General features: G+C 41.0%; 12 protein-coding genes. 5 read left to right on the forward strand and 7 right to left on the reverse strand.

What is annotated here, in order from left to right:
* Positions 1-52 precede the first annotated feature (52 nt).
* The 3 genes from ACX0HA_RS16610 to ACX0HA_RS16620 all read right to left on the reverse strand — a co-directional run bounded on the left by ACX0HA_RS16610 (position 53) and on the right by ACX0HA_RS16620 (position 5,447).
* Complete coding sequence (locus tag ACX0HA_RS16610; RefSeq protein ID WP_458846429.1) at positions 53-3,469, reverse strand: hypothetical protein; 3,417 nt, start codon at positions 3,467-3,469, stop codon at positions 53-55.
* A 239-nt stretch (positions 3,470-3,708) separates the two neighbouring features.
* Positions 3,709-4,962, reverse strand: coding sequence for an aspartate kinase (locus ACX0HA_RS16615; RefSeq protein WP_458846430.1), 1,254 nt, complete (start codon positions 4,960-4,962; stop codon positions 3,709-3,711).
* An 11-nt stretch (positions 4,963-4,973) separates the two neighbouring features.
* A complete protein-coding gene (locus ACX0HA_RS16620; RefSeq protein WP_458846431.1) occupies positions 4,974-5,447 on the reverse strand; it encodes an N-acetyltransferase family protein in 474 nt (157 codons plus the stop codon).
* A gap of 111 nt (positions 5,448-5,558) precedes the next feature.
* Between ACX0HA_RS16620 and fbp the strand changes: the two genes are divergently transcribed.
* Positions 5,559-6,566 carry a class 1 fructose-bisphosphatase gene (gene fbp / locus ACX0HA_RS16625; protein ID WP_458846432.1) on the forward strand — a complete coding sequence of 336 codons (1,008 nt, stop codon included), beginning with the start codon at positions 5,559-5,561 and terminating at the stop codon, positions 6,564-6,566.
* 103 nt (positions 6,567-6,669) lie between these two features.
* On the opposite strand, the gene ACX0HA_RS16630 is transcribed toward fbp, so the two are convergent.
* On the reverse strand, positions 6,670-7,101 hold the full coding sequence (locus tag ACX0HA_RS16630) for a tellurite resistance TerB family protein (RefSeq protein WP_458846433.1): 432 nt from the start codon (positions 7,099-7,101) through the stop codon (positions 6,670-6,672).
* 165 nt (positions 7,102-7,266) lie between these two features.
* Between ACX0HA_RS16630 and ACX0HA_RS16635 the strand changes: the two genes are divergently transcribed.
* Genes ACX0HA_RS16635 through ACX0HA_RS16645 form a run of 3 tightly spaced genes read left to right on the forward strand, consistent with a single transcriptional unit; the run spans position 7,267 to position 9,925 of the window.
* Positions 7,267-7,860 carry a HupE/UreJ family protein gene (locus ACX0HA_RS16635; protein WP_458846434.1) on the forward strand — a complete coding sequence of 198 codons (594 nt, stop codon included), beginning with the start codon at positions 7,267-7,269 and terminating at the stop codon, positions 7,858-7,860.
* A gap of 57 nt (positions 7,861-7,917) precedes the next feature.
* The gene (locus ACX0HA_RS16640) at positions 7,918-8,364 is read left to right on the forward strand and encodes a deoxycytidylate deaminase (protein WP_458846435.1); all 447 of its coding nucleotides are present in this window, start codon (positions 7,918-7,920) and stop codon (positions 8,362-8,364) included.
* Positions 8,354-9,925, forward strand: coding sequence for a S41 family peptidase (locus tag ACX0HA_RS16645; protein ID WP_458846436.1), 1,572 nt, complete (start codon positions 8,354-8,356; stop codon positions 9,923-9,925). Before ACX0HA_RS16640 ends, ACX0HA_RS16645 begins: the two co-directional genes overlap by 11 nt.
* Before the next feature lie 115 nt (positions 9,926-10,040).
* Here the strand turns inward: ACX0HA_RS16645 and ACX0HA_RS16650 are convergent, their stop codons facing one another.
* From ACX0HA_RS16650 to ACX0HA_RS16660, 3 genes are all read right to left on the reverse strand, one after another.
* Entirely contained in the window at positions 10,041-10,649 is a 609-nt protein-coding gene (locus tag ACX0HA_RS16650) for an FAD-dependent oxidoreductase (protein ID WP_458846437.1), read from the reverse strand.
* Positions 10,650-10,651: 2 nt separating this feature from the next.
* A complete protein-coding gene (locus tag ACX0HA_RS16655) occupies positions 10,652-10,849 on the reverse strand; it encodes a hypothetical protein (RefSeq protein ID WP_458846438.1) in 198 nt (65 codons plus the stop codon).
* Between the two features lie 71 nt (positions 10,850-10,920).
* Complete coding sequence (locus tag ACX0HA_RS16660; RefSeq protein WP_458846439.1) at positions 10,921-11,496, reverse strand: MarC family protein; 576 nt, start codon at positions 11,494-11,496, stop codon at positions 10,921-10,923.
* Between the two features lie 113 nt (positions 11,497-11,609).
* On the opposite strand from ACX0HA_RS16660, the gene ACX0HA_RS16665 reads away from it, so the two are divergent.
* A partial coding sequence (locus tag ACX0HA_RS16665; RefSeq protein WP_458846440.1) for a DUF3109 family protein occupies positions 11,610-11,702 on the forward strand: 93 nt, incomplete at its 3' end.

An 11,702-nucleotide genomic window follows, 5' to 3' on the forward strand; every position in this document is an offset into this window, starting at 1 on the left:
GAAAGGGCTCCCTGCAATAGCGGGGGGCTTTTTTATTTATTATGGGAGGATGTTAAAAGTAGGCTCTTAACTGAACACTGCCCGTATGTATGGCTTTGCTTGTCTCGCTTTTTCGCCCCTGATAAGTCACGTTAATGTCAAGGAACTGGGTCAGGTTCTTTTGTAATAACAAACGCCAGGTAAGGTTTTGTCCTGCCTGAAGCCCTTCAAGCATTTGGTAGGCTGCCGGAGACAGTTCGTTGCCTGTAAAGTCATTGTTGTAAAAAGAGAATTCACCGTTTGCTGTGAACTGCTTTTCAGACGCATAACTGAAAGATGTTCCTAAGCGCTGCTGGGCAAGTGTTTCCAATTCACCAATGCGGTTTTCCTTATCACGGTATTCATAGAATACATCCCAACTGGCATTACGCGAGAAAATGTAGGATACCTTTGGAGCCAGTCCGTAACCTTCTATCCTGAAATTCTTACTGCCATAATTTTCAGAAGCTGATGTTGAGAAAATTGTTTGTCCTAAGAATCCGAAAAGCCATGTTTTTTGTACCAAATGAGCATATTGCAGCTGGTGGCTGCTATTGCTGTTTTCCTGAGAACCTGCAGTAAGTAATGTTTTCGCACGGTTTTTCAGATAGGTGTAGGTAACCGAATGATCCTGTTTGCCACGATTGTAGAACAGGCTGTTTCTAATACCTGAACTAAGACCCAAAAGGTTCTTTTGGCTTGACGAAAAAGGATTCAGGTCAAAGTTGTCGTTGTCGCGCTCAATTTTTCGGTCGATAAGAAATGATGCCTGATCGTAAAAGTAGGACAGGAACTTTTTAAAGCCTGTAGCGTTTTGCCATTGATTAGGATTAAGTGTAACCGATTGTGAAAATTTATTTTGATGCGTTCGCAAAAACACCTGATTGGGCAAAAATACCCTCACGAAAGTAGCCTTGTCAGGAAACGGTGCTATCTCGAACTCCTGCAATTCCTGAATACCGTTACCGTTATAATCGTTCCAGGTATAGGTTCCCTGTCCGGGTTCTACTTCCAGATAGGTAAATTCCTGTTGGGCAATGGTTCCCGAAGTGTTCTCGTAGGCTGTATTTACCTGTACCAACTGATCCCAATAGCGGTCGTTGTACAATAACCTTGAGTTTAGCGATGGCTCGTTTTTAAAGGCCGGGTCTTCGAACTTCAGGTTACGATAGTTTACAAACAGGGTAAGGTCGCTTTTTTCGGTTTGGAGCAGCCTTGATTTAAGATAGTAGGAATTGGAAGTATTTACCTTTTTAAGCAATCCGTTTACAAGACTGTCATTAGCGCGACGCAGGTAGCCAAGCTCAACATATACTTTGGTACTGTCACCACGGCCTACAAAAGCGCCATATTCGTTAAAGCGTTGGCTCAGTGGAGTGTATTGCTGAGAAGGTTTCAGTTTTTCCTGATTGTCTTCTATGCGGGAGCTACCGCCAATCCAGTTTTTGCCAAAATGGTATTTTGCCAGTGCCTCATTACGTATAAATGTTGAGGTAGAGTAATTGCTGTCGCTATTTAAGATGCTTCCCCTGTCCTGAACCAATAGCTTATCGAAGCTAAGGCGCCCATCTACCACATGGCGGGTCCCGTTAAAAATATTCGAGAAATCCAGCTTTTCAAGCTGATAGTTTACCTGCCCCTTCTGAGGCAGCCTGAAGGTGGTTCCTGCTATCAGGTAACTTTGATTGGCATTGGTTGTAATAATGTTGTTGAGGTTCCAGTCACGATTGAATTCAATGTTGAACAATCGCTCGATAGTCCTGAAATCTTTTTGAACGAACTGGTAATTGGCAAAAGCGTCAAGCTCCCAGTCACCGGTATACAGGCGCTGCTTTGCATTCAGTTTTCCGGCAATGCCATTGTTGTTATCATCGTCTATGGGAGAGAAAAGGTTGAGGTCGTTGTTGCTGATACCCGCTTCAAAATCGACTACTGTTTTTTCGCTTGGGTTGTATTTTCCGAGAACTGTTGCAATCTGAATCTTAGATGGCGGGGTAAGGCGGATTATCGGTTCATAATTACCCTGAGGAATTCCGTTGATTGGCTCAACATACTGGTATATACGGCCTACAGCTGCGGCATTCGCCAATATATAATTTCCCAGATTGTTGCCTACAAGGCTAAAGCGCACATTGTAAAGCTCATCGGTCTGGATATTGGAATATTCGTAGGCTTCCACGCCGTTTACAATTATCTTTTTATAGAGTACCTTATTGGCAGAATAAGAATCTGCAAAGGCAGATGGTGCGATCATTTTCAGGGGATCATCACCGGCTTCTTTTAATATGGCTATCTGCTCGTTAGACAGGTTTTGCTGCAGCTGCTGGTTCTTTACATCATTTTCAGAATATACGAATCCGCCAATGCTCCAGTCTTCGGCTTCGTGGGTAACACCGCCATAGGTAACGAAACGGGTATAGCTGCGTTCGGAATACTGGTATTCAATGTTGATACGCATTTCTGACGTAATAGGGAAGAGCGAGGTAAAAATGATTTCACCCGCATTATAATCGATGATGTAATCGTTATTCTCGCCGCGTTCTAAGAGTATACCATTTACAAATACACGTTCAGAACCTGATATTACAAGTACATACAACTCGTCATTGGGACCACGAAGTTTATAAGGACCCTGGTTGCCTTCCTGACCGGTAAAGGTACTTTTGGCATATTGGCCACGCACCAATGCTGCTGCAGCAAATACAGAAGTCTTATTACCTTCTCCTCCAAAATTAAAGGAAGTAGATAACCCCTGTACCTTTTTATTGAAATTAAGGAAACGGGACTGCCGGTTTTCAAGGAACAGATCGCCTGCCCTGATGGCCCACCTATCCGAAAACATCTCAATGAATATCTGGTCAAACTCATCCAGCTTCTGTGAGTAACCTCCTTCCTGTAATGGAATATTAGTGTCCTGTATCGAAGCACGCAGGCTTACCTTGTCGGATATCTTTCCGGTAATCTGAAGGTCAAGGTTAGAGTTCACAACGGCATTTTGATTATTGCCCACGGTTATGCCACGGGTAATGCTTCCCGAAGTGGTAAGTCCGTCAAAAGGTTTATAAGTGCTGAGAGGGCTGCGTGTTACTTTATACAGGTTGGTAATGCCGGCGTCGTTGCTTACAACGCGGTTATTGTCATAAATGCTGTATTTTTTGGTGAGGTATTCAGGGTAGGAGAGGTAGCGCATGGTCAGCGTATCCTGAGAGGTAAAGCCATTACGAAAAACCAATGTGCTTTTTTTGAAATCTACCTTGTAGAATGAGGTGTCAATGTCGACTCCTTTCGTATCCTGAAGTTTAAAAAAGACCTTGTTGATGCTTACGCTGTCTATTTTTATAGTGTCCTTAGAGGCAAGTATCTTACGGTTTTTATAGGGCGTAGTGATCTCCTGCCCATAAAGTGCGGAAACACAACATAAAAAAACCACTAAGAGCCCGTTTTTCAGCATAGTACACTATAAACTCCAAAAAGGCAAAAGTAGTGTATTTAAAGGGAAGAATTAGGGTAAGAAACTGTTGCTTATATTTATGATATTTAGTCCCGGAGGGACGGCATATTTATAGCAGAAGGTGTTGCAGAATAAAAAAACTCCGGAGGAGCGACATATTATGCCGCTCCTCCGGAGCTCTATATTTTATAAGATTGTTGATAGCTATAAATATTACGCTCCTCCGGAGCTGTAAACTATTAAGCCTCTTTAGTAACAAGCTGCAACGTTTCGCGGCTTATCTGTTTTACCAGTACATCTTTACCTTTGGCAACGGCATCTGCCGATTTTTCATCGAAGTGGCGGATGGTATAAAGCGATACATTCTCATTATAGGTTACCTGGAATTTCTTAGACAGTATCGCTTTCAGTTCAGGGAAATTACCAAATTTATCTTCGACACATATAGAGAAACTGATAGCCGTATTCTGGATAAGGGTTACCTTAATTTTGTATTTGTGCAGCAGCATGAAGATCTCACTGATGTTCTCTTCCATAATGAATGAAAAATCAAGGGATGACAGCGATATCAATAGCTGGTCTTTTTTTATAATGAAGCATGAAGTTTGCGGCTCAAGATCGGCGCCTTTGCTCACGCGTGTTCCCGGCAATAGTGGGTTAACGAATGATTTTACAAAAAGAGGGATTTCTTTTTTCTGTAGCGGCTGTAGTGTTTTCGGGTGAATAACCGTAGCACCGTAAAACGCAAGCTCAATAGCCTCACGATACGATATCTGGTTTAGCAGTGTCGCATTCTCAAAATAACGCGGGTCGGCATTCATAACGCCCGGTACATCTTTCCATATTGTTACATTTTCTGCATTCAGGCAGTAGGCAAAAATTGCCGCTGTATAATCCGAACCTTCTCTTCCAAGAGTGGTTGTAAATCCGTTCTCGTCAGACCCAAGGAAACCCTGGGTGATGTTAAGGGTCTTTTTCTTAAGCCCTTTGATGTTTTTCTGCGTCAGATCCCAGTCTACAATCGCATCGCGATAAGTATTGTCGGTCTTGATAAGTTCACGAACGTCGATCCACTGGTTTTTCAACCCCTGTGAATTGAAGTAGTGGCTCACTACGGTAGTAGAAAGTACTTCTCCAAGACTTACCACCTGGTCGTATACAAAATTATAGTTAGGTGACTTATTATGCTGAAGAAAACTTTCAAGGTCGGCAAAAATAGCATTCACAGCACCAAAAACGGCATTGTTCTCGTCTTCGAACAAGTCCATTAATATCTGGTAGTGGTATTTTTTTACTTCCTGTACAGATGCCTGAAGTTCGGGCGATTTATCAAAGTAGTTCTTTATAACCACCTCGAAGGCGTTTGTGGTTTTTCCCATTGCAGAGATAACCAGCAGCACGTCTTCGTGGCCAACTTTTTCTAAAACATCATACACATTCTTAATACCATCGGCATCTTTTACCGATGCTCCTCCAAATTTGAATACTTTCATCCTGAGAATATTTATAAATCTAATGTAAACTTTGTTATTCCTTCTTCGTGCATCTGTACTGTACGCCAGCTCTCAAGAACAGCTGCTCCTGAACGCTCATAGAATTCAATGGCGTGGGTATTCCAGTCGAGTACATTCCATTCTACACGGCGCACACTTTCTTTTTTGGCGTTCTTCATAAACTCTTTGTACAATGCGCTGCCTGCACCCGTACCTCTTTTATTTTGGGTAACTATCAGGTCTTCCAAATGTATGGTTTTTCCTTTCCAGGTAGAATAGCGGTAATAAAACAAGGCCATTCCTATGATCGCGCCATCTTCTTCTGCCACAAAAGTGCTGAATAATGGAGTAGAACCAAAGCCGTCACGCTCCAGTTCTTCTACGGTAACCACTACAGCATCGGGTTCATTTTCAAAAACCGCAAGCTCTTTTATAAGCTCTAAAACCGCGGGCATATCTTCTCTATGTCCTTTTCGTACAATCATTTGCTAAATTTGCGCAAAAATACGAGCAAAAAGGTATGGAAATAATAATTTCTTTTCATATCACAAAAATTTCGATATTTGTGCCCTCAACACAACTACAACGTTATAGTAATGGAAGAACGCAACAGGACATTAGGCGAGTTTATTATTGAAAGACAAGAGGATTTCAAGTATACTTCGGGGGAATTGTCGAAACTTATTAACTCGATAAGGCTGGCGGCTAAAGTGGTGAACTACAAGGTGAATAAGGCCGGATTGGTTGATATCATCGGTAAGTTCGGGGAGCAGAATGTACAGGGAGAGGACCAACAGAAGCTTGATGTATATGCCAATGAGATCTTCATGCAAACGCTTATTAATCGCGAAATTGTATGCGGTATTGCCTCTGAAGAGAATGATGACTTTATCACAATTCAGGGTAATGACGGTGCACATAATAACAAATATGTGTTATTAATGGATCCTTTGGATGGTTCATCTAATATTGATGTGAATGTTTCGGTAGGTACGATCTTTTCGGTTTTCAGAAGGATAACGCCTGTTGGAACACCAGTAACGATAGAAGATTTTCTTCAGCCGGGGGTTAACCAGGTTGCTGCAGGTTATGTTATTTACGGAACATCGACAATGTTGGTATATACTACAGGTAATGGTGTAAACGGATTTACGCTTAATCCTGCAATTGGAACATTCTATCTTTCGCATCCTAACCTGATGTTCCCTAAAGACGGAAATATTTACTCAATAAACGAAGGTAATTATGTACACTTTCCGCAGGGAGTTAAAGATTACATTAAATACTGCCAGCTTGAAGAAGGCGACAGGCCATATACTTCAAGATACATAGGGAGTCTTGTTTCCGACATACACAGGAATATGATAAAGGGCGGTATATACATTTACCCTACAAGCTCAAAAGCACCAAAAGGAAAGCTTAGGTTGCTGTATGAATGTAACCCAATGGCTTTTATTGCCGAACAGGCAGGCGGAAAAGCTTCGGACGGTTTTGGAAGAATCATGGAGATCCAGCCAACAGAACTGCACCAGCGTGTACCTTTCTTCTGCGGAAGCGAAAATATGGTAACAAAAGCCGAAGAGTTTATGGCGAAATACGAATAGCTGAGCCGGATGCACTGTAAAATATATAATAAAAAAATCCACGCCTAAGCGTGGATTTTTTGTAATTTAAAACCTAAGTATTTAAGCACTTAAGTCCCTTTTTTTATTTGTTCATGTGCTGCATTTCGTAAAGGAAAGTATCTAAATCTACATTTAGAACCAATAGCGATAATGCCTTGTCTACAATATAATGTACGTTACCCGGTGTAAAGCCCAAAGCAAGAGCAAAACGTGTAAGGATTTCTTTTTGTTTAGGGCCAAGTATATGGTCAGCATAAACCATTCTTGAAAGATCAAAAAGACGCTCCAGCCTGTGTACATGAAGGTACGGAGGGTTAATTGGGTATCTTAAAGGGTTTTCAAGGATTTCTCTGTATTCATCAGCCGAAATTTCAAGCTCTTTGGCCAGCTTGTCAAGAAAGTGGCGCTCTTCTGTACTAAGGTGTCCATTCTCCATTGCAACTCTTACGATTGCTGAAAAATGTCCTTTATTCCTGTTCTTGAAACCACTATCGAATAAATCTGAAATGGACATATTTTATCTGTTAAAATTCTATGACAAATATACTTCTATATTTTATGACGAAATAATTTTTTAAAAGATTTTAGCTTTTCGGGCGTTCTTTTATAACAGATAAGGGCAAGAAAAGTTTATGAAAAATACCGTAAGTTTACGGTTTAAATAATTATCAGTCATATTATGTCAGATTTTTGGCTATACTTTGAGACAGGTTTGCGTCACGTGCTGGATATCAATGCATACGATCACATATTGTTTTTGATCGTTCTTACTGTACCCTATAGTTTTAAGGATTGGAAAAATGTTTTGCTCCTGGTAACAATATTTACCATAGGGCATACGCTTTCGCTGATGCTGTCGGTATATGGTGTGATCAGGGTAAACGGTACCGTTGTTGAGTTTTTGATACCCATAACGATAATGGTTACAGCATTATTCAATATAGTCAAATCAGGAAAAAAATCGCAAAAGAACAGCAACGGCCTTAATTTTGTTTCGGTAGCAACGCTTTTCTTTGGTGTGATCCACGGGCTTGGCTTTTCTAATTATTTTAAGCTGGTACTTGATAAGACTACCGATGATAAACTGCTGCCTTTGCTTGAATTTGCACTGGGTATAGAGGCTGCACAGGTAATAATAGTGCTTTGTGTACTTATACTTGCCTATATACTTTCAGAATTTTTCAGGCTCAACAGGCGCGACTGGGTGCTGGTAACTTCGGCTTTTGTTGCAGGAGTAGTGCTGCCAATGATTATTCATAATGAAATTTGGTAATTTTTTAACGTAATAAAAATCCTAATAGCTTAATTTGGCATAAGGTTATTTCCCGGAATGAAAGAGAGAAAACAAAACAAATACGACAAGGCCTATCTAAGGATAGCGAAGGAATGGGGACAGCTTTCGTACTGCAAGCGCAAGAAAGTTGGCGCAATTATTGTAAAAGACAGAATGATAATTTCTGACGGTTACAATGGTACTCCGTCAGGGTTTGAGAATTGCTGTGAAGACAATGAGGGATTGACCAAATGGTATGTGCTGCACGCCGAAGCGAATGCCATATTAAAGGTAGCAAGTTCTACACAGTCATGCGAGGGTGCAACATTATATATTACCATGTCGCCCTGTAAAGATTGCAGCAAGCTTATACATCAGGCCGGAATAAAAAGAGTTGTATACCTTGAAGGTTATAAAGACAATTCGGGTGTGGATTTTTTAGAAAAAGCAGGTGTCGAAGTGGTGTACATTCCTAATCTGGAAGCTGAATTACATGAAAATTAAAAGAATATATTTACCTATTGCTTTATCACTGGCGCTGGCTATGGGGCTGCTTATGGGCAGCTTTCTTAATTTTCCGGCAGCCCAGCGTGGCATGATATCCAGTTCTAACAAAAGTAAGCTTAACAAGCTGATCGATTTTATAGAAAGCGAGTATGTGGATGATGTTGATACCGACTCTATAGTCGATATCACGGTAAACAGCATACTCGAGAAACTCGACCCGCACTCGGTTTATATCTCCAAAAGCGAGATGGAACAAGTGTCTCAGAGTATGGAGGGTAACTTCGTAGGTATTGGGGTAAATTTCTATATGTACAACGACTCAGTAGCGGTAATAAAGCCTATTGCTGGTGGTCCGTCTGAAAGAGCTGGGATCAAAGCAGGAGACCGTATCCTTTTTGCAGATAACAGTAAGCTTTTTGGGCGTAAGCTGCCTAACGACACTCTTTTTACCAAGCTGAAAGGAGAAGAGGGTTCTAAAGTTACACTTACTGTTTTCAGGAAAAGCGAAAACAAAAAATTCAAAGTAGATGTAACGCGCGATGTAGTGCCTATAAAAAGTGTTGATGCTGCCGTTATGGTCAGTAACAATACCGGATACATTAAGGTTAACCGCTTTGCTGAGACTACCGGTGATGAATTTCACCGATCATTAATAAACCTTAAGGCACAAGGGGCAACGCAGCTGATAGTAGACCTTCGTGATAACGGCGGTGGCTATCTTGAAAAAGCTGTCGAGATCGCCGATGAGTTCCTTAAAGATGGTGAGCTCATAGTAAAGACAAAAAACAAAAAGAAACGCGAAGACAAGACGTATGCTACCAAAAAAGGAGATTTCGAGTCGGGAAAACTTTTTGTTCTTGTAAACGAAAATAGTGCATCAGCCAGCGAAATATTAGCAGGTGCCATCCAGGATAATGACAGGGGAGTAATCGTTGGAAGACGTTCTTTTGGGAAAGGCCTTGTGCAGCGTGAAATGAAAATGGGTGACGGCAGTGCTGTGCGACTTACAGTAGCGCGTTACTATACGCCTTCAGGCAGGTCGATACAAAGAAGTTATGATCATGGAGGAGACGAATACTTTAACGATTTTGAGAAGCGTTATGAAAGCGGGGAATTATATTCTGCTGACAGTATAAAAATCGCCGATACCTTAAAATTCAAAACAGCAAAAGGCCGTATTGTATACGGAGGCGGTGGTATAATACCGGATGTGTTCGTGCCCCAAGAAGGCAAGCACGGGGATGAAGCCGTAACGATGATAATGCAGAGCGGTATTGTTAGCTACTTTGTGTTTGAACAGCTTGATAAAGACAGAAATGGTTTTAAAGGATTACCAAGTTCATTGATTACTGAAAAAGTTATCGCAACTGACAAATATTTTAATGCGTTTACCGGTTACCTTGCTAAAAACGGACTTGTTTTTCATCTGGATAAGCATAAAGCAAGGGTAAAGCATTATCTGGCTGCTGAATTTGCCCGACAGCTGCTTAGCGAAAAGGCTTACTACGAAATGATACTTAAAGAAGATAACATGGTGAAGGCTGTTTTAGTAAAGTAAGCAGTATTCAGTCGCAGTAGGCAGCTATTTGCGTATTAAAAGCAAAGCCCGGATTCTTATGAATCCGGGCTTTTTCTATAATGAGTGAAGTTACTGCAAACTGCGACTGAACTGCTTACTTCCTAAGGCTGTCGTGATATTGTGTTTGCTTGCCGTCATTCCATAAGCTTAGAATGTCGGTACCAATGGCGGCTCCACTTCCTGCTGCAATAGCAAGCTGGCTACGATGGCCTGCAAGTGTTCCGGCAGCATATATGCCTTCGGTTACAAGATGGTCATCATTTTTAAGCTGTATGCGGTTTTTTTCAGGAATTGCTTTTTTGTGAGGCATTACATAATCCATAAGCCCTTCTATGGCAAAAGTATTGGCTGAGCCAATGGCTACGACTACGGCTTTTGTTTTATAAGCGCCTTTATTGGTTGTTACGGTAAAATTACCCGCTTCGCCTTCTATGCTCATGACTTTTTCATTGTCGATTTGTTCCATTTCAGGGTAAAGCGTTGCCAGTTGCTGCAGGCTGGTTTCCATTAGGGTTGAGCCTAATGTGCCTGCCGGTATGCCATAAGCGTTATTGAAAACGGCATCCTGAAGTGACGTTGCTTTTTGATGGGTGAATATGCCCGCTTTTTTGCCTTCGGCATAAGGTCTTTTTAGTGCTGAACCTATAATAAGTGCACAGGAAACGCCCGAAACGCCTCCTCCTATAATTAAAACATCAAACATAATTATCGTCTTGTTTTTTCTTCGATATTTTTAGAGATTTTGAAGATCAGTAGTATACACACTGCGCATAGTGACGCTATGATACCTATAAGGGCTACTAGGCTTGAGCCTTCAAAAATATTATCGAAATCGAGTAGGGTAATATTAAAAATAATAAGCGCAAGTGCGAGCGCTATGAGTGTATAAATAAGGATTTTCATTGTAGTGTGAGTTTCTTTTGAGTAAGGTGAATTCTTTGGTTTTTAAGCGCGTGAAATTAAGCATTATAATACTAAGCAAACAACTGTTTAACATTAGCAGCAAATAATTTAACAGCTATTGCGAGTAGTATAACGCCAAATACTTTGCGTATGACACCAAGGCCATTAGCGCCTAAAGCCCGTTCTATGCGGGATGAAGACTTAAGGACAAAGTATACTACAATAACATTGATCACTATAGCTATAATGATGTTTATTTTTTCGTATTCAGCTCTTAGTGACAGCAACGTTGTCATTGTACCTGCTCCTGCGATAAGAGGAAAAGCAATTGGAACTATAGAAGCCGTGCTTGGGTTGTCTTCTTTATATAGTACAATTCCAAGGATCATTTCCAGTGCAAGAAAGAAAAGTACAAACGAACCGGCAACGGCAAATGAACTGGCATCTATCCCGATTAGCTTCAGTATTTCTTCTCCTACAAAAAGGAACACTATCATAATTACCATTGCTACTATAGATGCCTTTTCAGACTGTATATGTCCGAGCTTATTGCGCAAACCCACAATAATAGGTATGCTTCCCACAATATCGATTACGGCAAAAAGCACCATGCTTACTGTAAATATTTGTCTCCAGTCGAAACCCATATGTTTGAAATTTGATTAATCTGCAAAATTATTCTTATTTTTTAACAGTTACAAGCTATTTATGAGGATTTTGGCTACTGCATGTTTTGCTAACTTTTGCTTACCTTTGCGGCATGTTTCAACTGGGAAAAACAATAGTGTCTGAAGACATACTGGAAAAGGAGTTTGTTTGCAATCTTTCGGCTTGCAAAGGGGCTTGCTGTGTA

It is taken from the genome of Flavobacterium hauense, from assembly GCF_054457175.1.

What these genes read in the sequence shown, in the direction of transcription:
- ACX0HA_RS16620 (WP_458846431.1), bottom strand. Translation starts at nt 5,447, where the DNA reads ATGATTGTACGAAAAGGACATAGAGAAGATATGCCCGCGGTTTTAGAG.
- ACX0HA_RS16650 (WP_458846437.1), bottom strand. Translation starts at nt 10,649, where the DNA reads ATGTTTGATGTTTTAATTATAGGAGGAGGCGTTTCGGGCGTTTCCTGT.
- ACX0HA_RS16610 (WP_458846429.1), bottom strand. Translation starts at nt 3,469, where the DNA reads ATGCTGAAAAACGGGCTCTTAGTGGTTTTTTTATGTTGTGTTTCCGCA.
- ACX0HA_RS16630 (WP_458846433.1), bottom strand. Translation starts at nt 7,101, where the DNA reads ATGTCCATTTCAGATTTATTCGATAGTGGTTTCAAGAACAGGAATAAA.
- ACX0HA_RS16615 (WP_458846430.1), bottom strand. Translation starts at nt 4,962, where the DNA reads ATGAAAGTATTCAAATTTGGAGGAGCATCGGTAAAAGATGCCGATGGT.
- ACX0HA_RS16660 (WP_458846439.1), bottom strand. Translation starts at nt 11,496, where the DNA reads ATGGGTTTCGACTGGAGACAAATATTTACAGTAAGCATGGTGCTTTTT.
- ACX0HA_RS16655 (WP_458846438.1), bottom strand. Translation starts at nt 10,849, where the DNA reads ATGAAAATCCTTATTTATACACTCATAGCGCTCGCACTTGCGCTTATT.
- ACX0HA_RS16635 (WP_458846434.1), top strand. Translation starts at nt 7,267, where the DNA reads ATGTCAGATTTTTGGCTATACTTTGAGACAGGTTTGCGTCACGTGCTG.
- fbp (WP_458846432.1), top strand. Translation starts at nt 5,559, where the DNA reads ATGGAAGAACGCAACAGGACATTAGGCGAGTTTATTATTGAAAGACAA.
- ACX0HA_RS16645 (WP_458846436.1), top strand. Translation starts at nt 8,354, where the DNA reads ATGAAAATTAAAAGAATATATTTACCTATTGCTTTATCACTGGCGCTG.
- ACX0HA_RS16640 (WP_458846435.1), top strand. Translation starts at nt 7,918, where the DNA reads ATGAAAGAGAGAAAACAAAACAAATACGACAAGGCCTATCTAAGGATA.